Raw genomic sequence first — 21,783 nt, 5'->3', positions numbered from 1 at the left:
CGAAACCGGTTCACCCGGCATCATCGAGCTCGCGTTTGCGCCTTTCGAACTCGTCCCGGTTGATCTCACCCCTGGCGTAACGGCGTTTGAGAATTTCAAGCGGTGTTTCCGGATCAGACGGGGGATCGCGCCTCCGGCCTGGGAGCGAGCGAAGCAGGAGACCGGCAAAAAGAATGATTCCGCCCCAGACGATGAGGCCGCCGACACCGCCGGGCATCCAGTGATTCATGTTTGCCATCCGATCCTCCGGTCTGCTTCAGAACCAAGTGCGGATACCGCCCACCACGACCACCTGGTCCGGGTCTCCGCCAGCTACTCTGGTATAGTCTCGGGAACCGCCAAATTCAGATTGCCACTCGACGCCTACATAAGGCGCCAGTTCCCGGACGAATTCATATCGTAACCTCAGGCCTGCATCGATCGAATTCAGGCCCGAGCCGGTCTCGCGTTCGGCAATGTCCTGCGCGGAGAAGTTCGCCTCGATGCGGGGCTGCAGAATCAGACGCTGCGTCAGCAGAAACTCGTATTCTGCTTCGAAGCGGGCTGTCAGGTCACCTTTTTCACTGAGAAAAGCCGAGGCATCGATCTCGAACCAGTAGGGTGCCAATCCTTGGAGCGCCAGTACGCCATGGGTCAGGCCATGGGGTTCGAAATCATGCCGCACGCCGGCTTGAAGGTTCCAATAGGGAGAGATTGCGCGGGAATACAGCGCCTGGAGCTCGGCGTCTTCGGTACCGTCGCCATTCAGGGAAGTACGTCCCTCGGACTTTATCCAGAGCTTGTTGATATCATCGCCCCAACTGGCCTGGCCGTTCCAGTACAGGGATTCCGATTCGTCAGAAAACTGCGCTTCGAGCTGGTTGAACAGAACATAAAAGGAATTCTGTGCGCCGCCTCCGGCCTGAACCGCCCTGCGGGCATCAGCCATTGTTTCCTTTCCGTAATAGGCGTCGGCCTGTGACCAGGGCTTTTCAGAAGAAGACGGCGGCTGATCATCATGTGCTTGCGCTGATGCGCTTGTCGTAACGGCGATTGCGGCGAGCGCTGCGAACATCACCTTGCGCATCACTTCATCTCCTCAGGCTTGTCATGGCCCATGGCGGAGTGGTCCATCATATCGTGATCCATCGGCATTTCGTGCTCCATAGGCATGTCATGCCCCATCATGTCATGGTCCATTGGCATCTTGTCCGTGGACGGCAGGACGGACACGACCTGCATCATGCCGGCATGCATGTGGTAGAGCAGGTGGCAGTGAAAGGCCCAGTCGCCGACATGTTCTGCCGAAACGTCAACGCTCAGCTTTTCTGCGGGTTTGACGACCACGGTATGCTTGCGCGGCTTATGATCTCCTCCTCCGTTGACGAGGTCGAAGAACATCCCATGGAGATGGATCGGGTGTGGCATCATTGTATCGTTGATGAGGGTCAATCGGACACGTTCGCCTTCGCGAAACCGGATGGACTGCGTGACTTCTGAAAACTTCACGCCGTCGAATGACCACATATAGCGTTCCATATTGGAGGTGAGGTGTATGACGACTTCTCTCTGCGGTGATCGGGAGTCGGGATTCGGCTCGAGGCTGCGAAGCTGAGAATAGGTCAGTGTACGGTGCGGCTGATCGGATAATCCAATGCCCGGCTCATCAAGCCGGCTTGAGGGCATGGCCGCAATGTTTGCAACGCCAGGTCCCTTTTTGAGAGACGCTTCAACACTCGCCAGTTGCGTTGGAGGGCCGTGCGGATCCGGGCCCATAGCCGTACGTGGCATATCCCCATGTGTCATGTGATCCATGCTCGACATACCAGACATGTCGGACATGGTGGGCCTGTTTTCCATATCGCTCATGCCGGCCATGCTCTTATGGCTCATGCCCATGTCCTTCATCGTCAGTGATGGGACAGGCCGCAGGTCCGGAACCGCCGCACGCAGGCCGGGTCGAGGGCCGAGGGTGGCGACGGCTTGACCAGAACGGTCAATTGACTCGGCGACGAAGGCGTAGGTCTGATCATCTTCGGGAGCAACGATAACATCATAAGTCTCTGCGACGCCCATCTGGAACTCGTCCGTCTCGATTGGCTGAATATTCAGACCGTCGGATTGCACAACGGTCATTGGAAGACCCGGAATGCGCACATTGAAGAGCGACATGGCTGATGCATTGATAATCCGCAGTCTGACGCGCTCGCCGGGCTGGAACACCATATTGAAATTCTCAGCGGTGGAATGACCGTTTATGAGATAGGTGTAGGTCGGTGCCCCAACGTCTGCGAGATCGCGCGGGGACATACGCATTTTGCCCCACATGGCGCGATCTTCCAGCGTGTCACTGAATCCGTTATTGGCGGCATCCCTCAAAAAGTCGGGAAGGGTCCTGCGCTGGAAGTTCAGGCTTTCGGCATTATTCTTGAGCTTTGCATAAATCCGGTGCGGGTCTGTGAAGGACCAGTCACTGAGCACCAGAACGTATTCCCGGTCGTAGGCGATGGGATCCCTCTCTGACGGTTCGATGATGATCGGGCCATAATGCCCTAGTTGTTCCTGCAGGCCGGAATGGGAATGATACCAGTACGTGCCATTCTGTCGGACCGGAAACTGGTAGCGGAATGTCTTGCCAGGTTTTATGCCTGGAAACGTAACACCCGGTACACCATCCATCTGGAACGGGACAAGCAGGCCGTGCCAATGAACAGACGTGTCTTCCTGAAGCTTGTTGGTGACATTCAACGTCACCGTCTCGCCTTCGCGAAAGCGAAGCAGCGGGCCCGGCAGCTGTCCATTGATGCCGACGGCCTTTCCGGTCTTACCGTTGATGCGTACCGGAAACTCTGCAATCTCCAGATCGAAGGCGGTACCTGAGGCCGAAGTAATTCCCAGGTTTCCGTCACTGGAGGAGCGGGCCCACGCTGGAAGCATACCAGCTACCCCGAGAGCAGCGCCTGCTCCCAGCGTGTAGTGCAGCAGATGTCGTCTTGAAAGCATATCGGTATCCAACAATTCGTGTTGGCTACTGTTACGCATTCGCGCAGCAAGACCCTCAGGTCTGACTCAGTTCGGCTCATTGCCGGAGGACTCTTCGTCGTCGGGGACCAGTGCCTCGATTACTTCGCGAGCGCTGACGCGCCTTATGGCAACAATCTCGGGAACATCTTCATTCGAGTAATCGAAAATGAACTCGACCGGGTCGCCAGGTGCAAATCCGCTGACATCGACATGGTGCGCGACGGAAAAGTTCATCTGCATGATCGGCCAGCCGGTTTCGTTGACCGGAGTGTGAGTGATCTCGATGGTTCGGTTTGCGGAATCCAGCGAAAGGATCGACCCAAAGGCTGGTGCGACCCTCGGGCCGAGCGCGGCTCCGAGTGCATCCGGATCTGCGATCTCTTCCTGTGAAACGGGTGAGGCTGGCGCACAGGACACAAGACCCAGAGGAGCAAGTGCCAGTGATCCGGCGAAAACTGCATATCTGATCATACGGACTTCCCCCTTTGCTTCATCCGGCAATCCTGATCGGTCCGGACCAGAGTGCGATTGAGCTGAGTTCAATACGCACCGCATCCTTCTCTCCCTCATAGCGTCAATCGCCGGGGATTTCCACTTGAGCATTGGCTGGGGCCGGAGAAGCCGGACAGGGAGCTATTGGCGTGCTGCTGTCTGGCATGTGCCTTTGGTTCTCTATCTTTCCTACCATTGGCCATCGATAGAAGTGCTTTTCTAGCTGGTTTCTAGCTGGAACAGGAAAGTGTTCCGTGGCCAAAGCATTGCTGGCTTCTATCTCATTGAAATAATGAAAGAAAAACTGGAGCGGGTGAAGAGAATCGAACTCTCGTCGTCAGCTTGGGAAGCTGCTGCTCTACCATTGAGCTACACCCGCGCGCCGAAAGGTATTTGAGCCCGTTTTGGACCCGGCGCAAGAGGGCTGGGCATGCCGCTGGCGCCCGGGGCCGGAAGCGGATAGAAGGCGGGCCATGAACGGATTTCTAGCAGTCGCGGCAGGCGGCGCCCTTGGCGCAGCCATGCGCCATGGAGTGGGCCAGTTTACTGTGCGCCACATGCCTGATCATTGGCCTTATGGCACCTTTGCCGTGAACATTATCGGCAGCTTTTTCATGGGGTTTCTGATCAGCTGGCTTGCGTTTCGCGGGCAGGGCGGCCCGCAGGAGCTCCGGCTGTTCCTGGCGACTGGACTGCTGGGCGGATTCACCACCTTTTCCGCCTTCTCGCTTGAAGTTGCCAATTTTGTCCGCGCTGGCGACATGTCCCGTGCGGTCGCCTATGCGGCCTTGTCTGTCGCGTTGGGTCTCGTCGCGCTTTTCATCGGCCTCTGGCTGGCCCGGAAGGTGTTTGCATGAGCGGACAGATCGTCACCGAAACCGTCACCTCCAAGGAGGAAGGCACGCGTCTTGATCGCTGGATCAAGCGCCGCGTGCAGCTGACCCAGGGCCAGGTAGAGAAGATGCTCCGTACCGGGCAGATCCGGGTGGATGGCGCGCGGGCGAAGTCCAACACCCGCCTTTCCGCCGGCATGCAGGTTCGGCTACCGATCCTGAGCACCGATGAGGCACGCCCGGCGCCTGACAAGACGGCGAAACTGTCAAAGGAAGACCGTGACTTTCTGCGTGAAATCACGCTCTACGAAGACGACGATATGATTGCCCTCAACAAGCCCGCCGGTCTCGCTGTGCAGGGCGGTTCCGGGCAGGGCAAGCACATTGACGGCATGCTAGCGTCTCTGAGCGATGGCACGCACCGGCCGGTGCTGGTCCACCGGCTGGACAAGGATACGTCCGGCGTTCTTCTGGTGGCGAAACATCCGGCGTCTGCTGCGCGGCTCGCCGAACTCTTCCGCAGCCGCGACATGGACAAGGTCTACTGGGCTGTCACCGTCGCTGTGCCAAACCCGCCATTCGGACAGATCCGTTGCTGGATGGTGAAGGGCGTGCCTGACGAGCATGAAGAGGACGGATACCGCGTTGTGAACCCGAAGACGCGCGGACGCCGGGACTCCGATCGCGAACGCATGTTCCGCTCCGCCCAGGGCGTGGAAGGCGCGCGCCATTCCATTACCGATTATGCGGTGATCTCGACGGCTGGTCAGCGCGCGGCGTGGGTTGCTTTGAAACCCCTGACCGGGCGCATGCACCAGCTGCGTTTCCACATGCTGGAAATGAACACTTCGATCCTGGGCGATTTCAAATACCAGTGCCGCCGGGAGGTTCCGCAGGGGCTCGCGCCGGGGCTGCACCTGCACGCGCGTGCGTTGATCATTCCTCGCCCCAACGCCAAGCCGCTTCAGATCGTTGCGCCTTTGCCGCCTCACATGAAGCAGACGTTCGAGGCGCTCGGCTTCCTTGAGCAGGAAGCGGGCAAGGATCCGCTCGCGCCCTTTGTCTGATGTCTGGAAGCCATGACTGACCTGCGCCTTGCCATCTGGGATGTCGACGGAACGCTGGTCGACAGCCGTGAGACGATCCACAATGTGATGGTGGAAGCCTTCCGGCAGTCCGGTTTAGTGCCCCCGGAATATGACGATACACGCCGGATCGTCGGTCTTAGTCTGCACGAAGCATGCGCCCAGCTGGCGCCGGGTGCCTCGGTGGATGAGATCGAGCGGCTCGTCACGGATTACCGGAATACGTGGGTACGCGCCCGCGCCCGTCCGGATTTTAAGCAGCCGCTCTATGATGGCGCGCTCGAAACGCTGGAAGCCCTGCGCGATGAAGGCTGGCTGATCGCCATGGCGACGGGCAAGACACGGGCAGGCATCGCAAGCCTGTTCAAACTGCACCAGCTGGAACATTTCTTCGACACGATCTGGTGCGCCGATGACGGTCCGGGCAAACCTCATCCCCATATGGTGCTGCAGGCGATGGATGCGCTCGGAATGGAGCCAGACGCGAGCCTGATGATCGGGGATGCCATCCACGATATCGCCATGGGCCGCGCCGCTGGCGTTCGGTCGCTTGGCGTCAGCTGGGGATTCGGGGCTGCCCACGAGCTGGAAGAGGCCGGTGCACATGAGGTGCACCATGAATTCCGCACACTACGCGAGAGCGTCATGAATTTCAGGTCCGTTGCCGCAGGGGGACAGCAAGGGGCGTAGTTGTCTCTTGGAAACAAGGCCTGCGCGGCGTACATGCGCACCCATGACGAATACTCCTTCTCACAAGCCCAAGCGCTTCTATAAAGACGCCGCTGCCGAGCAGATGCCCGGTGGCTGGACCGTTGCCCTCGACGGGCGCTCCATTAAGACGCCCGCCCGCGCAGCGCTTTGCCTGCCCAGCCAGCGCCTCGCCCGGGCCATTGCCGCCGAGTGGAATGAACAAGGCGACATTATCGACCTTGCCGCCATGCACCTGACGCGCCTGGCCAATGTCGCCATCGACCGTACGCCTGAAGCGCGTGAGGAAATGGCCGACGAACTTGCTCGGTATTGCGAGACCGACCTGCTGTGCCACATCGCGGAAGGCCCCGTAGAACTGGTCGAACGCGAGGAAGCCTATTGGCGCCCGGTGCGCGAATGGGCGGGTCAGGAACTCGATATTCTTCTAGTGCCTGTCGAAGGCCTGCTGGCATCACCACAGCCCGATGCCTCATTGGAGGCCGCGCGCCAGGTCGCGCTGGAGATGGATGATTTCCGTCTCACCGGAACACTCTTCGGCTGTGGCCTGTTCAGCTCGGCCTTGCTGGCTCTGGCTGTTGCCGAAGGCCAGCTCTCGGCAGCCGACGCGTTTGAGGTGTCCCGCGTCGATGAGGCTTGGCAGATCGAGCAGTGGGGGGAAGACGAAGAAGCGAAAGCCGCCACCGAAGCCCGTCGCAAGGAAGCCCGCGCGCTGGAAGCATGGATGCGAGGGCTCCGCTGAGCCACAAAAAGAATGAATTAAACCGCATGGGAGGAAAACATGGCGGAGAATGGTTACGTAGACAGCAAGGTGATCGTCGTGACTGGGGGCGGCGGTGGCTTCGGGCGCCTGATTTCTCAACAAGCCGGTGAACGCGGTGCGCGCATGGTCTGCGCGGATATCAATATTGAGGCGGCCGAGGAAACGGCCGGGTTGGTCCGTTCCGCTGGTGGAGAAGCTGTTGCGGTGAAAGCAGATGTGACGTCTGCGGAGGATATGGTAGCTCTGGCAGAGAAGGCGGTAGAAACCTTTGGCCAGATTGATGTGATGATCAACAATGCCGGGATCATGCCACTCGCTTTCTTCGCCGATCACAAGGAGGCGATGGGCGCCTGGCATCGTTGCATCGATATCAACTTCCGGGGTGTGCTGAACGGCATGGTGGCCGTGCACGACCAGATGCTGTCGCAGGGGCGCGGGCACATCATCAATATCTCGTCGATCTACGGGAATTTTCCGGTCGTGGGCGCCGGTGTCTATGGCGCGACAAAAGCGGCGGTCAATTTCCTCTCGGAATCGATGCGCATGGAGTCACGCGGGCGGATCAAGGTCACGATTGTGAAACCGACGGGGGTGCCCGGTACCGGTCTCGGTGCGGGCGTCATCAATACCGAAGCTGTCATCGGAATTGTGGGCCAGAACATGGTCGAATTCAGTACGGCTCTGGGTGCATTGCGTGAAGGCAAACTCGACAGACTGGCGCTCGACCCGGAAAACATCGACTATCTCGTCCTCGATCCGGCCTTCATAGCGCGCGAAGTCCTGCACGCGATTGATCAGCCGTGGGGCGTATCGGTTGGCGAGGTCACCGTCCGCGCTTCCGGCGATCACTACGTGCTCTGAGCGTCCGGTTATACGATGTTCTGGGCTAGATTGGCGGCCGTGAAATTGCCGAGGTTCGGCAGCGCAGCCGCCAGTTCATTATCATTCAATCCGAACCACCGGCCCAGGGGTTCCGCAAACTGTTCAACGGATGTCGTCGGGATCAGGCGGCCATTGTCGGAATCCTGCTCATGCCCGAGCTCCATAGGTGGAACTTCGCCATAGATGTTCTGGCCTTGCACCGCACCGCCGACGACCATGTGATGTGAGCCCCAACCATGATCCGTTCCGTCGCCATTCGCCGATAGCGTACGCCCGAATTCGGAGGCAGTGAATGTTGTCACGCTGTTTGCGATACCAAGCTCCTGCATGGCTGTGTGGAATGCTGTGATTGAAGCAGAGACATCCGAGAGTCGCGCAGGGAGATCGGCTGACTGACTCGAGTGTGTGTCAAATCCGCCTATGCCTGCATAGAATACCTGTCGGCGTACGGATAAACTATCCCGGATGGCGATCGTATTCGCGATGGAGCGTAGCTGCGCGCCCAGATAAGATCGCGGAAACTGTGTTGAAATTGGAATGAGGTTCGCGACCGCCTGATTGTAGGATTCGTTAAGCACCACGGACTTGTCCGCAATCTGGGCGATATCGCGTCCGATCAGGTTGCTTCCATTGAATTCTGCAGCTGTGAAGTGGCGGCGCAACAGATTTGAAATGCCGTCGTCATTGTACTCTGACAGCAGGTAGATTTCTGGCGCGCCATCGAGACCGATCTGGTAGGGCAGCACGTCCTGTCCGGTCAGGAACAACTCGTTCCCCACTGATGTGATCGTGCTGAATTCCCGGTTGATGTTTGCTCCGGATGCGACAGCCGCATCTGCGAAGCGGCCGCCCCATCCGAACTGGGCGCCCTCGGGTGCGCTGGCTGACCAGGTAGACTGCTGATCATTATGCGAGAAAAGCTGCTTGGGTACGGGCACCGACCCATCTCGCCATTGCGTTTTGTTCAATGGCCTGATCAAAGGCCCGGTGTTGGCGACAAAGGCCATATCACCCGACTGAAACAGGCCTTGCAGCCCACTCATTTCTGGCGGCATGGCAAATTGACGTCCGCCGAGGTCTGCAGAATTTGCTGGCGTGAGTGGCAGCAGGCTGCTGCGGTCACGGCTTGCACCATAACTTGCGAGCAATGAAGATCTGATGTTCCGGAACTGGTCATATGATGTCTGGTCATAAGGCAGCAGCACATCGTGCGTATCACACCCACCCCACATGAAAACACAGACCAGTGCTTTGTAATCCGTGACCTCTGCTGCATTTGCCGCCTGAAACCCGCGCATCGCGCTTCCGAGGGTCGTCAGCGTTGCTGTGCTCAGCGCGCCAGCGCCGATGCCTTTGAGGAGATGTCTCCGGGAAATACTCATATCCATCTCCTAACGTTGCACGAGATATTCTGGGGACGTCATAACCATCAGGACGGCTGTGCCGATCCGCTCTAGCGGTCCGTCATACCGGTAAATGTTCTCATTCGTCAGCGGTATGGCGTCGATTGCCTGTACGATGTTATTCTTGGTTGCATCAGTAAGTTGGCTTGATGCGAGCAATGTATCGAGATGATCGACAAGCGCAGCGGGGTCGTTCGCAAGCGCACGCTCTTCTGTGTAGTCTGGAATGAAGCTGGTGCTATGGGCTTGATTCCCTTGAAGGGCTTTCGCAAAAGTGAAATGCGCCATGAAGTTGGCGTAGCCGACGAGCGTGGAGCTGTTTGTGATTTGAAGTTCCGGAACGGTCATTCCGGCGGCGCCGGACTCGCTGCCTGGAGGAACATATCCCGGGCGATAAAAGTTGAACACAGATGCGGCCTGATACGGAATCTGGCCAAGCGTCATGTCTGTCGTTTCGTCGTACGGATTGAACGAATCTTCAGGGGTAACGGCTGAGGCATCAAAAGCCCGAGCCCATTGGGCGAACCGGATCGCAGGCTCCCGGACTTTTCCGAATGTATCAAACGCCAGCATCTCATCGGACCTGGCTTCGGCGTCCATGAGAATTGCTGCGACCATCGCCTCCATCGAGCCGCGACGCCCATCACCAACACTCGTGCCGTCCGGAAGCGTATACTGGCCCGTCTCAAATGCTGTCGCGACGCGTCCCACATAGGCAGGTGAAGGGTTGCTGGTGACAAGTCGCTGGATCATCTGGCGGCTGAGGAATGGGCCCATGTTGGGATGCTGGAACAACGTATCCAGAGCAATTTTTATGCTCTCTTCTCCGCTTGTCCCGGCGGGGATGGTCGTGCCGAGGAAGGTTTTTTCCGAAGAAGAGTGATAGGCTGGATACACGACGAGTGGCCGCGCCTCATACGCCTGTGGAATCCCTGTGTTGTATTGATCGAAGTCGCCTGTGTCCGGAGCCAGTCCCGTGAAGACCTTCGCCAGTCCGGAAACATCGTCATTGTCGAAGGTTGGAATGGGTTGACCATCTGCGCCGAGCTTGAGGGTGCCATCATGATTCAATTCGTTCAGGCCGATGGTGAACAATTGCATGATTTCCCGCGCATAGTTCTCATCAGGCATTCGGTGCGAATAGGGATCTTCCTTCTGGTTTCTGAAGTAGGTCAGATAATACGCCATGGCCGGAGAATAGGTGATTTCCTCCAGCAGCTCCCTGTAGTTGCCGAATGCGTTGCGGGTCAGAATGTCCTGATAATAGGCGACCGTAATCGGACGCCGGAAAGTCGAGCTTGAGGAGTCATGATGCGAAACAACGATGATTTGCGACAAAGCGAAGGTGACGCGCTGGCGAAGCTGATCGTCACCTGTAATGGCGTTGATCCAGAATGAGTGCGTGGGGCCTTCCGCACCTCTGTCATTGACCAGGCCTTCATCTCCTCTTGAGCCTGGTACCTCCAGAAAATTCGTCACCCAGGCCACATTGAGGCTCGCCGGTTTGGCGAATTCATTGACCAGCCACTGCGAGGCGCTCGTGCCCGTGAATGTGTCCAGATCTTCCGTTGTCGGGCCAAATGTCGCCTGCGTCAGAAAGCGGGATGTGCTTTCCGGTGTCGAGAATCCGGAATCTCCCTGGGTCGCGGGCGGCGGGGGAGGCGGAGGAGATGCCGGCGGCGGGGACGGGGGCGGTGGAGACACCGGAGTCGCAATATCGCCGCCACTACTCGTGCCGCTTCCGCCACCTCCACCGCATGCAGTCATCAGTACCGCGAGAGAAACAGCCGTAATTTTCCAGGCCAATGATTTGTTCATGGCTCCACCATCCGTTCTGGATTGTCGGTTTATTCAACCGAATGCCTGTGTCACGGAGTTTCGTCACCTTAAAAAACGGAATGGTTCATAAAATAGCAGCTATATGCCCGTTGAGGGCGGTCACTTTCCCCTGATAGGCGAATTGTGTTCGTTTTGGGGCCGAAATAAACGGGGTTTCAACAAAATCGTCCGACAACGGGAAATGAACGCTGATTTCAGCATCGGTTCCGGTACGGCATGTTTTTCTGCAGGCATGATGAAACACGTCATGACTTCCGGAGCGGCCGCCGTTGCCTTTGCTGCGTCAGCCCTCATCGCTCTCCCGGCCTCGGCGGACAGTCCGCCGGTTCGAGCTTCAGTCGCCACCGACTTTGAAAAAAATTCCGCTCTCTTCATCGAGGTCGGGCATGGCGGCTATGATTATCGTCCGGCTGCGTACAGCTATCGCGGAGCGACGCGCGGGTATGCGCCAAATTATCGTGACCGGATGAGCCGCGAAGCGATCCAGGTTTGCCGGAGAGGCATCAGACAGGAAGCCCACAGGATGGGATTCCGAGATGTCGATTTCGACAGCCGTGCCTGGGCTCAGCCATTTGGCCGGCGTGGATACACCGTCCGCTTCCGTGAAGTGGAGTTCGAGGGCCGCCGGCACGACTTCGAAAGAAGTGTCAGCTGTACCGTCCGTCATGGCCGGGTGACGGACATTCAGGGAGTTCCGCACCGACGTGGCGGGCCTCGCTATGATGAGCGCAGGAGCCTCTGGTAGAGACCTATATTTTCCTCCGCCAGAATAGTGGAGTTTTGCGTGACGCCCCGGACCGAACATCCGGGGCGGTTTTTTTAGGGGTGACCGGCGATCTGACGGTCTTGAGGTGAGGAAACGCGGGGGGGCTCGCAATGGGCTGAGAGACTAAAAATCGGTTCCAGTTCGGCTTCCCTTACGTAATGTGGCGTGGGTGGGCCAGGAGAACATCCAGTGATCACGCGCACGTCCACGCGGTTCATCATGGGTTTGAGCCATGCCCAGCGCGGTCCATCTCACTTCTAGGGCAAGGCTGGCAGCGCCGGAAATGCTCATCATGGAGGGCTGAGTTCGTAGCGCTATGAATTGGTTGAGCGCGCCATTCGACCAGAGCCGATACTGCTGACGCAAGGGCAATCCGCGAGGGCAGCGACGAGATAGCCGACAGCATGCCCTTGCCAAGTGATGTGGTGCGACTATCAAGCACTTCAGACAAAATATATGACACTCTTTTAGCAAGGAGCCCGGGTCGGATGCAGGATGTGATCGAAGCGCTGGAGCAGAAACGGGAACAGGCACGCCTTGGTGGCGGCGAGCGGCGGATCGAAGCCCAGCACGCCAAAGGTAAGCTGACGGCCCGCGAGCGGATCTCCGTCCTGCTCGATGAAGGCAGCTTCGAGGAGTACGACATGTTCGTGGAGCACCAGTGCTCCGATTTCGGCATGGAAAACCAGCGCATCCCGGGTGACGGCGTCGTCACCGGTCAGGGCACCGTGAATGGTCGCCTCGTCTACGTCTTCTCGAAAGACTTCACCGTCTTCGGCGGCTCGCTCTCCAAGGCCCATGCCGCAAAGATCGTGAAGGTCCAGCAGGCCGCCGCCCGCGTCGGCGCCCCGGTGATCGGCATTTTCGATGCCGGCGGTGCGCGTATCCAGGAAGGCGTCGACTCGCTGGCTGGTTATGCCGACATCTTCATGGAGAACGTGCTTTCCTCCGGTGTGATCCCGCAGATTTCCGTCATCATGGGCCCGTGCGCTGGCGGTGACGTCTATTCTCCGGCCATGACGGACTTTATCTTCATGGTGAAAGACACGTCCTACATGTACGTCACCGGCCCGGACGTCGTGAAAACCGTGACGAACGAAGAGGTCACCCACGAGACACTCGGTGGTGCTTCGGTACACGCGGCCAAGTCCGGTGTGGTGGACGGTGCGTTCGAGAACGACATCGAAGCGCTGGTGCAGATGCGCCGCCTGGTCGACTTCCTGCCGGGGTCCAACCGCGAAGACCCGCCGGTCCGCGACGTGTTCGATGATATCGAACGCATCGATGAAAGCCTCGACACGCTGATCCCGCCGAACCCGAACTCGCCTTACGACATGCGCGAGCTGATCGAGAAAGTAGCCGACGAAGGCGACTTCTTCGAGATCAGCCCGAAATTCGGCGCCAACGTGCTCTGCGGCTTCGGCCGGATCGAGGGCTCCACCGTCGGCTTCGTCGCCAACCAGCCGATGACGCTGGCCGGTGTTCTGGACATCGACGCCTCCCGCAAGGCGGCGCGTTTCGTGCGCTTCTGCGACTGTTTCAACATTCCGATCGTCACCCTTGTGGACGTGCCAGGCTTCATGCCGGGCACCAAGCAGGAATATGGCGGCCTCATCAAGCATGGTGCAAAGCTGCTCTTCGCCTATGCAGAGGCCACGGTCCCGAAAGTCACCGTCATTACACGGAAGGCCTATGGCGGCGCCTATGACGTGATGAGCTCCAAGCACCTGCGCGGTGACGTCAACTATGCCTGGCCGACGGCCGAGATCGCGGTGATGGGCGCCAAGGGCGCGGTGGAAATCATCTTCCGGAAAGACATCGGCGACGCCGACAAGATCGCCGAGCACACGAAGATGTATGAAGACAACTTCGCGAACCCGTACGTGGCGGCGCGCAAGGGCTATATCGACGACATCATCATGCCGCACTCAACTCGCCGCCGCGTCGCGAAGGCCCTCCGTAGCCTGAAGAACAAGCAACTGGAAAACCCCTGGAAGAAGCACGATAACATTCCGTTGTAAGGCGGGTCACGAGGTGACGGGATAGACGAAACGCGCTCTGCAAACCCATCGGACAAGGATGCCCTGATCGGCATCCTCTACGACACGTTCGAAAGCACCTGGCGGCCCAACATCTCCCAGCAGGCCGCTGAAGCTTTCAGGGCGTCGAAGCGTCCGGAAACCTATGTCGGTGAGTGCTGGCAGGAATTTCATGTCGTGGTGCGTACGGGCGCTGTGGCTGGCTTTGTTCACTGGCGGAACGACTTCGTTCACGCGCTGCATGTCCATTCCGCCTATGCGGGCATGGGCGTCGGCACGCAGCTGATGGGCCTTGCCGAAGCGGAGATCGCCCGCGCGGGGCACCCCACAGCGCGGCTTGAAACCGACACGTTCAACACACGAAGCCAGGCTTTCTACTTGGCGCGCGGATATCTGGAAAAAGACCGCTATCCCGATCTGGAATGGAACAGCAATCTCACGACCCTTCTTCTTGAGAAGGGGCTGGAGAAGCAAGCATAGGGGGTGTGTTCGCGTGACCTTATCCTTCGACTTCGCTCAGAATGAGTCCCGTGTGCGGCTATAATGAAGCGCTCTTGGCTAGAGCGAAGTCGAAGCATGGGCGCGGGTTTTGGGGGCCTTAGCGCCGCTTCTTTTCTACGCCCAGCATCGTGTCGTCTTTCAGCGTGGGGCTCGCGCCTTTGGCCTTTGACTTGTCGGCCTTGGGTTTGCGGATTTCCTTGTTCGATTTCTTCTGGCCTTTGGCCATGGTCTTGATCCTTTGGGGAGAGAGTCGGGACGGGGAACCGGGCGCCCGGTGTGCGGACGTCAGGTCCGTCTGTATTTTGTCGGGAAGAACCACGCCGCATGCTTGAGCCAAATTGGGCGCAATGGCGTAGTGTTCATATGGGCCCGAATAGCCGCGATTGTAAGAGACCGCCCTCCCTATACAAACTCGCCCCATACCCTACACATTCCTTCAAAATCAGGAGGAACGCGCATGACCATCACGAACACCGGAACCGATCACCTGCTAACCGCGCTGGAAGACGGCGTGCTGACGCTCACCATGAACCGGCCCGAGGCGCGCAATGCCATGTCGGGCGAGATGAATGCGGCGCTGGGCGCGGCGCTGGCGAAGGCGGAGCTGGACCCCGAGGTCCGCTGCATCGTACTGACCGGGGCGGGCAAGGGCTTCTGCGCGGGCGGCGATGTGAAGGGCATGAACGCGCGCAACACCGGCGGCGGGCGCGAGACCACGATCGACGAGGCGATCCACACTCAGCGCGTCAATCAGCGTGCCACCTCCGGCAAGCTCTACACCATTCCGAAGCCGACCCTTGCGGCCCTGCCGGGCGCGGCGGCCGGGGCGGGGCTTGCCCTCGCGCTCGCTTGCGACATGCGCATCATGTCGCGTAACGCCATCATGACCACGGCCTTCGCGCGCGTCGGCTTTTCCGGCGATTATGGCGGCACCTTCTTCCTCAGCCAGCTGGTCGGCCAGGCGAAGGCACGCCAGCTCTATTTCCTGTCAGAGCGTGTGTCCGCCGACGAAGCCCTCGCCCTCGGCCTCACCAACTGGGTGTGCGAGCCGGACGAGCTGGCGGAGCAGACGATGAGCTTTGCCCGGCGCCTCGCCTCCGGCCCGTCGGTCGCCTATCGCTACATGAAGGAAAACCTCAACCGGGCCATGTCGTCCGGCGACGTGTTCGACTGCATGGATCTGGAAGCCACACACCATGTCCACTGCGCCGCGACGGAAGACCACCGCAACGCCACCAAAGCCTTCGTAGAAAAGCGGGAGCCCGTGTTCCGGGGACGGTAACAGACCTTGATGCATGGCCTCACGGGCGCCAAATGCGGCAGAGAGGGGCTGCTCATGAAAACCGCCATTATCGGAGACGTGCATGGTGCATTGGCGCCGCTACTGGCGCTGATTACGAAGCTGGCGCTTGGTGCGGGGGACCGGTTGGTCTTTGTGGGCGACCTTGTCGACAAGGGGCCGGAGCCGGCAGGCGTAGTCCGCTTCGTCCGCCAGCTGAGCGAGACAGCGCCCTATGAGGTGATCCTCATTGAGGGCAATCATGAAGACCGCCACCGCCGCTATCACATCAACACGGCCGAGCGCCCGAAAGTGGCGCGGGAGATGGCCGCCGACGCGCCGGAGCTGCCCGCGCTGGATGCAGAGCTTTTGGAAGCGGACCGGGCCTTCCTGGCCACGGCGATACCCTTCCTGCGCTTGCCGGAATGGGGTGCATTGGTCGTGCATGGCGGCATCCCTGGAACGCAGCGCAGCTTTCCCGAAACTGTGGAACTTGCCAGCCGCTGGCATGGGCGCCGCGGTAAGGCCTTCCGGAAAATCCTCCGGACCCGGTATGTCTCCGCAGAGACGGGGAAGTATCTCGCGCTCGGCCACAACAAGCCGGGCGACCCATTCTGGGCCGATGTCTATGATGGCCGGTTCGGCCATGTCATTTTCGGTCATCAGCCCTGGCTGGATGGCCCGGCCTGTTTTGCCAATGCCACAGGCATCGATACAGCGGCGGTCCATGGTGGCCGCCTGACGGCGCTCATCCTGCCGGAAGAGGGCGAGCCTTATTTCGAAAGCGTGCCGGGAATCGACTATGCGCCCAGCAAGACCAGCGACTGGCCGGATCACCCGGGCGGGGAGCTGACACTCGCCCGCCCGTGACCCCCTCCGTCTGGCAGCGTCTCCTGCCTAGTGGGTATAAATCGGTATCGCTTCCGAGCGTGATACATGGGTCGGCAATGGGATGAGGCCAGCCAATGGAGACGTAAATTCGGCTGTGGCGCTAAGGATTCGCCAGTTCTGGCCATCCACTGTCTTGTTGGTAACGACGAACTGTGTGGAAGCGCAATTCGTCATCGTATATCGCTCGCAATAGGTTGCCTTCACGATGCTTTCGGGCGTTGACGGATCAACCATCCAGAGGCGCGCAGAATTGGCGAGCGCCGAGTCCATCGAATTATTGATGAACATGAACCGGCCCGTTTCGATAACGCCGAATATCATCAGGATAAGCATGGGCGACACAATGGCAAACTCGACTGCCGTTACACCGCGGCAATCTTTCAAGAGGTTCCGTAGACGCATCAGAAGACCCTCACTTCCACATCTTTCTGGATTTTTGGAGTGCCCGTCAGTTCGGCATTGCTGAAGACTCTGAGATTGATTTCGACGAATTCTTCGGCGGCCCGTCCATCGCTGCAATTCACTGATGTTGTGTCTGCGCCGTCGCATCGCAGTGAGCGCTTCACGTTGACGCGTGAACGGTATTTCGTACTGTTCAGGGCTTGATAGACGACATTCTGGATAGCGCTTGTGTCGCGCACATCCGACATGGCGGCATGTGCGCCCGCTCGGATCGCTTCCTGTGCGTCACCATGTTCCTTGATGGAAATGCCATAGGTGATGATCCCCAGCAGGAGCAGCACAAAAAGGGGAGCGGTCAGTGCAAATTCGACTGCGGCGATTCCTCTGATACTCCGGCTCCATTGCAGGCGCACCAGATTGAGTTTGGTCAGTTTGCTCATTCGACTAGCCTCACACGTCCATAGAATTCGATTCCGTTGGTGCCACTGCTGTCGCAGGAAATGCCGGCGCCTGACGTGCCGGTCAGTTCCAGCGTCCTGGCAATGAATTGGGTGCATCCGGCCGCTGCCGAATTGGAGCCCGCTACGACCAGGTGATCATTCGGCATGTAGACGGCGCCTTCAAACTGGGAACTGGCCGAGCCGCTGAATGTGTGGGTTAGTTGCGGGCCGGACCTGTCGGCAAAGAAAAGCAGGCCGGAATAGGTTCCGCTTGTCGGCGCCGAGATATCGACGTCAGCGCTGCCGTCGATGATGAGACGGGCCCCATTGGTCAGGAAGAAGGTGACGCCGGATCCGTTCAGTTTGGATGTGGATGTCAACGACAGGTCGCCGCCATCAATGATGTAGAGTCCCGGCGCCAGGTTCACGGTGCGCTTCACGGTCATGCCGCAATACCGGCCTGACGTGATGTAATAGGTCGAGCTTGGGCTGCCATCGAACAGGTTCGGGGTTTTACAGGGACCGGTAACGGTCGGCTCCGGCACGTTGGCGTAGGGGTCTTTGATCGGTGGGATTCGTTCCCTCGGATAGGAGCAACTTGTCAGATCCATTCCCGATGTAGTGGCCGATACACCGCCCACCGCCCCGGCACATGCTGCAGACAAATTGCTGGAGCCGGACTGGGTAAAGGCGCTGCCGGACGTCGAGTTCGCCACAACGCTACATCCTTTCAGCGTGACGTCCGCCGTGCCGGTGATGTTGACGGTGCCCGAGCCGCTGGGGTCCAGCGCCAGCATGCAAGCTTCGCCCAGTTCTTCCGGGCTGGCGGTGCCGCCGGCTCCGATGTCCACGTCGCTGCTGAGAAAGAGTGCGGTGAACATGCGCGGCCACTTTTCAGACACGGAAACCCGCACGGCTTTTTTTCCGGCATAGGCGCCTGATTTTGGAGGCCACTCTGCGACATAAGTCCCGATGTCTCCACGGAAGCCGTTGATGGCAAGCGACTCTTCAATCGCCCCGGTGACGTCAATACCGTTCTCGTCACCTTCCATGAGTTCCAGCGTGCCGGCATAGGCCGCGGCATCTGCTTGCTGTTGCACCAAGCGGTGCCTGTAGGTCCAGAATGCCGCCTCCGTCCCAAACGCAGCGCTGGTTACAAGAACCGGCAGGGTGACGGCAACGACAATCGCCGTGGCGCCTTTTTTGCTCGACCAAAATAATCTGACGAATTCCAGCATGATTTTTGCATTCCGCCTCAACTCCGCGCCCGATTCAGACGCGATCAGCTTTCGCGCCCGTCAATGCGAAAGCGTGAATCAATCCGACCACGGAAAATAAGCGCTAACCCTAATACTTCGTCCAAACGTCTCGTGCGCTCTTGGCGGGAAAATGGGGCCCCAGTATTTGCGGGGGAATTCGTATCCCTGCGAGACAATCGGGGGGGGGGGCGTCCCCTTGATTGGTGTGTGGCGTTCACCGGCACACTCGCATTCCTTCCCGCAGGCACTGCAGGAAAGATTAATTTCAGCCGTGCAGGCTGGGCCTGTCCCGTCCCGGGACCGTCATTGGAGTAATTATGAGATTTCGTCGCGGGAGCAACGATTCAGGTTTAAACCAGAGCTGAAATTGGGATCATCGATCCAGAAATAATATTTTCGCAGATAAATGCTTTTTGCCAGTTTTATGTGAGGCAAATTTTTTCCGGCGAGGCTTCAGCGGAAGACGATCTGGCGTAAAATATCATTGATTCGCGGGCAGTACGGTTTGGCTGCGTTCAAACTGTTCTTTGTGGCGGATGGTGCTGATGCCTGTTCTTAAGCGCATATTCGGGATGGATCAGCGTGTGGTGCCTTCCTGGCCTGCCTCGGTTGATCCGTTCGGCAGAGTGGTCCACCGCCACCAGAATGAGTTCGCTTCACTTGAATATCTGGTCGATGGCGCCCCCGAATTACGCCCGCTCGTCATTCTGCAGTCGCTCGACCTTTGCTGCTGGCCGACGGGACTGTTCTGCCGCACAGCGAAAGCGGCGGGCTTTAGGGTCATCTCGATTCGGCGCCCGGGCTTTGGCGCCAATTCGCCACTGACCGACCGGGAGGCGCAAACTGGCCTGATCCGGAGTTTTCTTGAGGAAATGAATCTTGAGAACGTGGTGCTGGTTGGAATCGGCTGTTCGAATCCGATTTGCGAGCGCGTCACCCTGTCAGGAGATTCGCGAGTCGCCTTCACTGTCTTCTCCAATTGCGGCTTCAATTATGAGCAGATGGGCGAATTCCAGCCGGAATGGATGGCCAGGGCCCTCGAGCAGGCGCTTACCAGCCCAGCAGGCGGGCAGCTGTCCCTGATGGCGCTGAAGAGTTCCTGGGGCGTCTTCGGGCAGACCTGGGTCTTTGAGAATCTCTGGCGCAAGAGCATTGGCGACATCGCATTTCTTCGGAACAATCCTGAACTGATGTCGGAATCCATCTCCATGCTTCAGACGCGGCTGGATGTGCCGACTTTTACGTTTGAGCTCGGTAATGCCCTGAAGGAAGACCCGATTTTGTCGGATGGCTGTTTCAGGGATACGCCGGCGATGGTCATTTCAGGCATCGAAACCACGGGCAGCTGGAAGACCGGTATCGAGCGCGAGGCGGATCGGCTGGGACTGCCGCCCGTCGCCTACCTGACGTCTGGCGACATGTCGGTGATCTACCAGTCTGCCGATGAGTTCTTTTCGGTTCTGGCTGACGCGCTCTGATCAACATTACGAATTGCACATAACGCGGGATGGTTTACCGCCCGTTCACCACTGCGGCGCATTCTGCGGACAGTTAATTTTTTTGCCCGTATTGTTAATGAGGATGCGTTATGGCGAAGAACACTGTGCGCTGGGGCGCAGATGTCGGTTGTCAAACCAAGGTGAAGCCGCTTGAGCTTCCCAATGACCTGGCCGACCACGGCCTGAAAGGCAAACGAGCCAAAGGCGAGCTGGGAATCAGCCGCCAGATGACCCGCAAGGATGCAAAAGCCGATGCCCAGGACGGCCTGCCGGTGTCCGAGGCCATCACACAGGATCAGTGGAGCGAGCGTGAGCAGATGATCGCCGAGCGTGCCGAGGAAGTGCGCCGCGGTCTCAGCACCTGGATGTCCACAGCGTCTGCATCTGTCCGCAACTATATTGCCGACTATACGCCAATCGACATTCATCCCGATCAGCTGCGCGAAGCCATTAAGTCGGAAGAAAACGAGTATCGTCACTATGAGACCGACGATACCGCAGACGCCAAGGAAACGCATTCCGCTGCGATCATCGAACTGCAGCAGTTCCGTGCCCGTCATGGCGACCGGATCGGTGACCGCACACCGGACATCAAGAAGAACGTCGAGCAGGCGATCGCGATTCTCGTCTTCATCATGATCCTGGAAGGCGGCTTCAACGCCCTCCTGTTCAAGGATGCCCAGTCCAATGGCCTGATCGGCGGCATGATGATCGCCTTTGGCGTCAGCGCCGTGAACGTCTGCCTCGGTGTGACCGCCGGCTTCTTCGGCCTGCGTTATGCGCTGAACAGCCCCAGCATCATCAAGAAGGTGATTGGCGGAACGGTCGCGACCGTCTGCATCATTTCCGGCATCCTGCTGAACTTCTTCGTGGCGCACTTCCGCGACGCTGTCGAAACCGGCCTGCACAGCACGGAGGCCGATGCCGGGCTGGGAACCTTCTCCCTGTTCTCGATTTCGCCGTCTGAAGTGTTTGTATCGATGTTCCCGAACATCGTCGGCCTCGACAGCTTCATCGCCCTCGGCCTGTTGTTCATGGGGCTGACGGTCTTCGGCCTTGCCATCTATGAAGGCTATGACCGCATTTCTGACCGCTACCCAGGCTATGGCCGTGTGTGGCGCAAGGAACGCAAGGCGTATGAGCGCCGTCAGGCGGTCCGCAATGCCGTTCGCGACGACCTGTCGGACTATTTCACGCACTGCCGCCAGTGGTTCGAGACGCAGCAGTCGCGCCATGTCGCTGCCAAGCGCGAAATCGAAAAGGCGATGAACCTGCTGGATGCCCGGCGTGACTTTGCCATCGCGATTGCCTCGCGCGCCGCCGACCAGGAGCGCAGCCTGAAAGTCGCGTACCGCCAGGCGCACCGGCGCGCCCGCAATGCCAACCGTGACCGCCTTGGCGATCAGGCGGCTTGTCCGGCCTATTTCGACGAGATCGTCACGCCGCAGCTGCCGTCCTACGACATGGCCAAGGAGCGGGAACAGGCACAGACAGCGATGAAGACCATCGACAACAACATCACGGCCCTGAATATCTGCCGGGAATGGCTGGAGCAGCACATCCAGCACGTCCAGCAGGGGCTGTCGTCCATCGAGAAGAAAGTTGCTGAAGAAATCGGCAAGGTCCGTGAGGTCAAGCAGGTCAAGGGTTCCACCCATGTGCCTGTTGATCAGGCCCGCCGCGCCTGAGGAGATAGCTG

General features: G+C 58.9%; 23 protein-coding genes and 1 tRNA gene. 12 read left to right on the top strand and 12 right to left on the bottom strand.

Translation table 11 applies throughout. From position 1 onward, the window contains the following. Positions 1–10: 10 nt before the first annotated feature. The 5 genes from HY17_RS13245 to HY17_RS13225 form a co-directional block, all read right to left on the bottom strand. A complete protein-coding gene (locus HY17_RS13245) occupies positions 11–238 on the bottom strand; it encodes an SHOCT domain-containing protein (RefSeq protein ID WP_051600087.1) in 228 nt (75 codons plus the stop codon). 18 nt (positions 239–256) lie between these two features. Beyond that, the gene (locus HY17_RS13240; protein WP_051600086.1) at positions 257–1,066 is read right to left on the bottom strand and encodes a copper resistance protein B; all 810 of its coding nucleotides are present in this window, start codon (positions 1,064–1,066) and stop codon (positions 257–259) included. Next, the gene (locus HY17_RS13235; RefSeq protein WP_034767289.1) at positions 1,066–2,982 is read right to left on the bottom strand and encodes a copper resistance system multicopper oxidase; all 1,917 of its coding nucleotides are present in this window, start codon (positions 2,980–2,982) and stop codon (positions 1,066–1,068) included. The genes HY17_RS13240 and HY17_RS13235 overlap by 1 nt, the downstream gene beginning before the upstream one ends. A gap of 66 nt (positions 2,983–3,048) precedes the next feature. After that, complete coding sequence (locus HY17_RS19520; protein WP_051600085.1) at positions 3,049–3,474, bottom strand: copper-binding protein; 426 nt, start codon at positions 3,472–3,474, stop codon at positions 3,049–3,051. A 326-nt stretch (positions 3,475–3,800) separates the two neighbouring features. Continuing rightward, positions 3,801–3,874 (bottom strand) — tRNA-Gly (locus tag HY17_RS13225). Between the two features lie 94 nt (positions 3,875–3,968). On the opposite strand from HY17_RS13225, the gene crcB reads away from it, so the two are divergent. The 5 genes from crcB to HY17_RS13200 are packed head-to-tail and all read left to right on the top strand — an operon-like array spanning position 3,969 to position 7,745. Continuing rightward, entirely contained in the window at positions 3,969–4,352 is a 384-nt protein-coding gene (crcB, locus tag HY17_RS13220; protein WP_034767287.1) for a fluoride efflux transporter CrcB, read from the top strand. Next, positions 4,349–5,395 carry an RluA family pseudouridine synthase gene (locus tag HY17_RS13215; protein WP_034767285.1) on the top strand — a complete coding sequence of 349 codons (1,047 nt, stop codon included), beginning with the start codon at positions 4,349–4,351 and terminating at the stop codon, positions 5,393–5,395. The genes crcB and HY17_RS13215 overlap by 4 nt, the downstream gene beginning before the upstream one ends. A gap of 12 nt (positions 5,396–5,407) precedes the next feature. After that, positions 5,408–6,103, top strand: a complete 696-nt coding sequence (locus tag HY17_RS13210; protein WP_034767283.1) for an HAD-IA family hydrolase — start codon at positions 5,408–5,410, stop codon at positions 6,101–6,103. A 43-nt stretch (positions 6,104–6,146) separates the two neighbouring features. After that, a complete protein-coding gene (locus tag HY17_RS13205; RefSeq protein ID WP_034767281.1) occupies positions 6,147–6,863 on the top strand; it encodes an ATP12 family chaperone protein in 717 nt (238 codons plus the stop codon). Positions 6,864–6,902: 39 nt separating this feature from the next. Then, positions 6,903–7,745, top strand: a complete 843-nt coding sequence (locus HY17_RS13200) for an SDR family oxidoreductase (RefSeq protein WP_034767279.1) — start codon at positions 6,903–6,905, stop codon at positions 7,743–7,745. Between the two features lie 8 nt (positions 7,746–7,753). Here HY17_RS13200 and HY17_RS13195 read toward each other — a convergent pair whose 3' ends face one another. Together HY17_RS13195 and HY17_RS13190 are read right to left on the bottom strand one after the other, a co-directional pair. Then, positions 7,754–9,148: a DUF1501 domain-containing protein gene (locus tag HY17_RS13195; protein ID WP_051600084.1), complete on the bottom strand. Its 1,395-nt coding sequence runs from the start codon at positions 9,146–9,148 to the stop codon at positions 7,754–7,756. Between the two features lie 9 nt (positions 9,149–9,157). After that, on the bottom strand, positions 9,158–10,987 hold the full coding sequence (locus HY17_RS13190; protein WP_034767277.1) for a DUF1800 family protein: 1,830 nt from the start codon (positions 10,985–10,987) through the stop codon (positions 9,158–9,160). A 268-nt stretch (positions 10,988–11,255) separates the two neighbouring features. Between HY17_RS13190 and HY17_RS20275 the strand changes: the two genes are divergently transcribed. After that, a complete protein-coding gene (locus HY17_RS20275; RefSeq protein ID WP_146740251.1) occupies positions 11,256–11,753 on the top strand; it encodes a hypothetical protein in 498 nt (165 codons plus the stop codon). A 509-nt stretch (positions 11,754–12,262) separates the two neighbouring features. After that, positions 12,263–13,795 (top strand): acyl-CoA carboxylase subunit beta, encoded by a 1,533-nt coding sequence (locus HY17_RS13180; RefSeq protein ID WP_034767274.1) that lies wholly within the window; start codon positions 12,263–12,265, stop codon positions 13,793–13,795. A gap of 6 nt (positions 13,796–13,801) precedes the next feature. Here the strand turns inward: HY17_RS13180 and HY17_RS20570 are convergent, their stop codons facing one another. Beyond that, complete coding sequence (locus tag HY17_RS20570; protein ID WP_233348797.1) at positions 13,802–13,987, bottom strand: hypothetical protein; 186 nt, start codon at positions 13,985–13,987, stop codon at positions 13,802–13,804. Between HY17_RS20570 and HY17_RS13175 the strand changes: the two genes are divergently transcribed. Then, complete coding sequence (locus tag HY17_RS13175; protein WP_233348813.1) at positions 13,907–14,293, top strand: N-acetyltransferase; 387 nt, start codon at positions 13,907–13,909, stop codon at positions 14,291–14,293. The two genes, HY17_RS20570 and HY17_RS13175, sit on opposite strands and share 81 nt — an antisense overlap. Before the next feature lie 118 nt (positions 14,294–14,411). On the opposite strand, the gene HY17_RS20625 is transcribed toward HY17_RS13175, so the two are convergent. After that, a complete protein-coding gene (locus HY17_RS20625) occupies positions 14,412–14,540 on the bottom strand; it encodes a hypothetical protein (RefSeq protein ID WP_255342769.1) in 129 nt (42 codons plus the stop codon). 231 nt (positions 14,541–14,771) lie between these two features. On the opposite strand from HY17_RS20625, the gene HY17_RS13170 reads away from it, so the two are divergent. Further along, entirely contained in the window at positions 14,772–15,596 is an 825-nt protein-coding gene (locus HY17_RS13170) for an enoyl-CoA hydratase-related protein (protein WP_051600082.1), read from the top strand. A 54-nt stretch (positions 15,597–15,650) separates the two neighbouring features. Next, positions 15,651–16,463: a metallophosphoesterase family protein gene (locus HY17_RS13165; RefSeq protein WP_197020285.1), complete on the top strand. Its 813-nt coding sequence runs from the start codon at positions 15,651–15,653 to the stop codon at positions 16,461–16,463. 27 nt (positions 16,464–16,490) lie between these two features. Here HY17_RS13165 and HY17_RS13160 read toward each other — a convergent pair whose 3' ends face one another. Genes HY17_RS13160 through HY17_RS20270 form a run of 3 tightly spaced genes read right to left on the bottom strand, consistent with a single transcriptional unit; the run spans position 16,491 to position 18,564 of the window. Continuing rightward, positions 16,491–16,886: a TadE/TadG family type IV pilus assembly protein gene (locus HY17_RS13160; RefSeq protein ID WP_034767269.1), complete on the bottom strand. Its 396-nt coding sequence runs from the start codon at positions 16,884–16,886 to the stop codon at positions 16,491–16,493. Beyond that, entirely contained in the window at positions 16,886–17,326 is a 441-nt protein-coding gene (locus tag HY17_RS13155) for a TadE/TadG family type IV pilus assembly protein (protein ID WP_034767267.1), read from the bottom strand. Before HY17_RS13155 ends, HY17_RS13160 begins: the two co-directional genes overlap by 1 nt. Continuing rightward, positions 17,323–18,564 (bottom strand): hypothetical protein, encoded by a 1,242-nt coding sequence (locus HY17_RS20270; protein ID WP_034767265.1) that lies wholly within the window; start codon positions 18,562–18,564, stop codon positions 17,323–17,325. Before HY17_RS20270 ends, HY17_RS13155 begins: the two co-directional genes overlap by 4 nt. Positions 18,565–19,130: 566 nt before the next feature. Between HY17_RS20270 and HY17_RS13145 the strand changes: the two genes are divergently transcribed. Both HY17_RS13145 and HY17_RS13140 read left to right on the top strand, forming a co-directional pair. Further along, on the top strand, positions 19,131–20,063 hold the full coding sequence (locus HY17_RS13145) for an alpha/beta fold hydrolase (RefSeq protein WP_139068996.1): 933 nt from the start codon (positions 19,131–19,133) through the stop codon (positions 20,061–20,063). 110 nt (positions 20,064–20,173) lie between these two features. Then, complete coding sequence (locus tag HY17_RS13140; RefSeq protein WP_034767259.1) at positions 20,174–21,772, top strand: hypothetical protein; 1,599 nt, start codon at positions 20,174–20,176, stop codon at positions 21,770–21,772. Positions 21,773–21,783 lie beyond the last annotated feature (11 nt).

The sequence above is a fragment of the Hyphomonas sp. CY54-11-8 genome (genome assembly GCF_000682735.1).
In the GTDB taxonomy this organism is placed as follows: Bacteria; Pseudomonadota; Alphaproteobacteria; order Caulobacterales; family Hyphomonadaceae; genus Hyphomonas.
Note: the sequence above shows the minus strand (reverse complement) of the source record. Positions and strands in the feature narration are given on the sequence as shown.

Coding starts and splice junctions, on each gene's coding strand:
- HY17_RS13160 (WP_034767269.1), bottom strand. CDS start 16,886: ATGCGTCTACGGAACCTCTTGAAAGATTGCCGCGGTGTAACGGCAGTC.
- HY17_RS20570 (WP_233348797.1), bottom strand. CDS start 13,987: ATGAAATTCCTGCCAGCACTCACCGACATAGGTTTCCGGACGCTTCGA.
- crcB (WP_034767287.1), top strand. CDS start 3,969: ATGAACGGATTTCTAGCAGTCGCGGCAGGCGGCGCCCTTGGCGCAGCC.
- HY17_RS13215 (WP_034767285.1), top strand. CDS start 4,349: ATGAGCGGACAGATCGTCACCGAAACCGTCACCTCCAAGGAGGAAGGC.
- HY17_RS13140 (WP_034767259.1), top strand. CDS start 20,174: ATGGCGAAGAACACTGTGCGCTGGGGCGCAGATGTCGGTTGTCAAACC.
- HY17_RS13155 (WP_034767267.1), bottom strand. CDS start 17,326: ATGAGCAAACTGACCAAACTCAATCTGGTGCGCCTGCAATGGAGCCGG.
- HY17_RS13200 (WP_034767279.1), top strand. CDS start 6,903: ATGGCGGAGAATGGTTACGTAGACAGCAAGGTGATCGTCGTGACTGGG.
- HY17_RS13245 (WP_051600087.1), bottom strand. CDS start 238: ATGGCAAACATGAATCACTGGATGCCCGGCGGTGTCGGCGGCCTCATC.
- HY17_RS20270 (WP_034767265.1), bottom strand. CDS start 18,564: ATGCTGGAATTCGTCAGATTATTTTGGTCGAGCAAAAAAGGCGCCACG.
- HY17_RS19520 (WP_051600085.1), bottom strand. CDS start 3,474: ATGATCAGATATGCAGTTTTCGCCGGATCACTGGCACTTGCTCCTCTG.
- HY17_RS13165 (WP_197020285.1), top strand. CDS start 15,651: ATGAAAACCGCCATTATCGGAGACGTGCATGGTGCATTGGCGCCGCTA.
- HY17_RS20625 (WP_255342769.1), bottom strand. CDS start 14,540: ATGGCCAAAGGCCAGAAGAAATCGAACAAGGAAATCCGCAAACCCAAG.
- HY17_RS13210 (WP_034767283.1), top strand. CDS start 5,408: ATGACTGACCTGCGCCTTGCCATCTGGGATGTCGACGGAACGCTGGTC.
- HY17_RS13235 (WP_034767289.1), bottom strand. CDS start 2,982: ATGCTTTCAAGACGACATCTGCTGCACTACACGCTGGGAGCAGGCGCT.
- HY17_RS13240 (WP_051600086.1), bottom strand. CDS start 1,066: ATGCGCAAGGTGATGTTCGCAGCGCTCGCCGCAATCGCCGTTACGACA.
- HY17_RS13205 (WP_034767281.1), top strand. CDS start 6,147: ATGACGAATACTCCTTCTCACAAGCCCAAGCGCTTCTATAAAGACGCC.
- HY17_RS20275 (WP_146740251.1), top strand. CDS start 11,256: ATGACTTCCGGAGCGGCCGCCGTTGCCTTTGCTGCGTCAGCCCTCATC.
- HY17_RS13145 (WP_139068996.1), top strand. CDS start 19,131: ATGCCTGTTCTTAAGCGCATATTCGGGATGGATCAGCGTGTGGTGCCT.
- HY17_RS13195 (WP_051600084.1), bottom strand. CDS start 9,148: ATGAGTATTTCCCGGAGACATCTCCTCAAAGGCATCGGCGCTGGCGCG.
- HY17_RS13170 (WP_051600082.1), top strand. CDS start 14,772: ATGACCATCACGAACACCGGAACCGATCACCTGCTAACCGCGCTGGAA.
- HY17_RS13190 (WP_034767277.1), bottom strand. CDS start 10,987: ATGAACAAATCATTGGCCTGGAAAATTACGGCTGTTTCTCTCGCGGTA.
- HY17_RS13180 (WP_034767274.1), top strand. CDS start 12,263: ATGCAGGATGTGATCGAAGCGCTGGAGCAGAAACGGGAACAGGCACGC.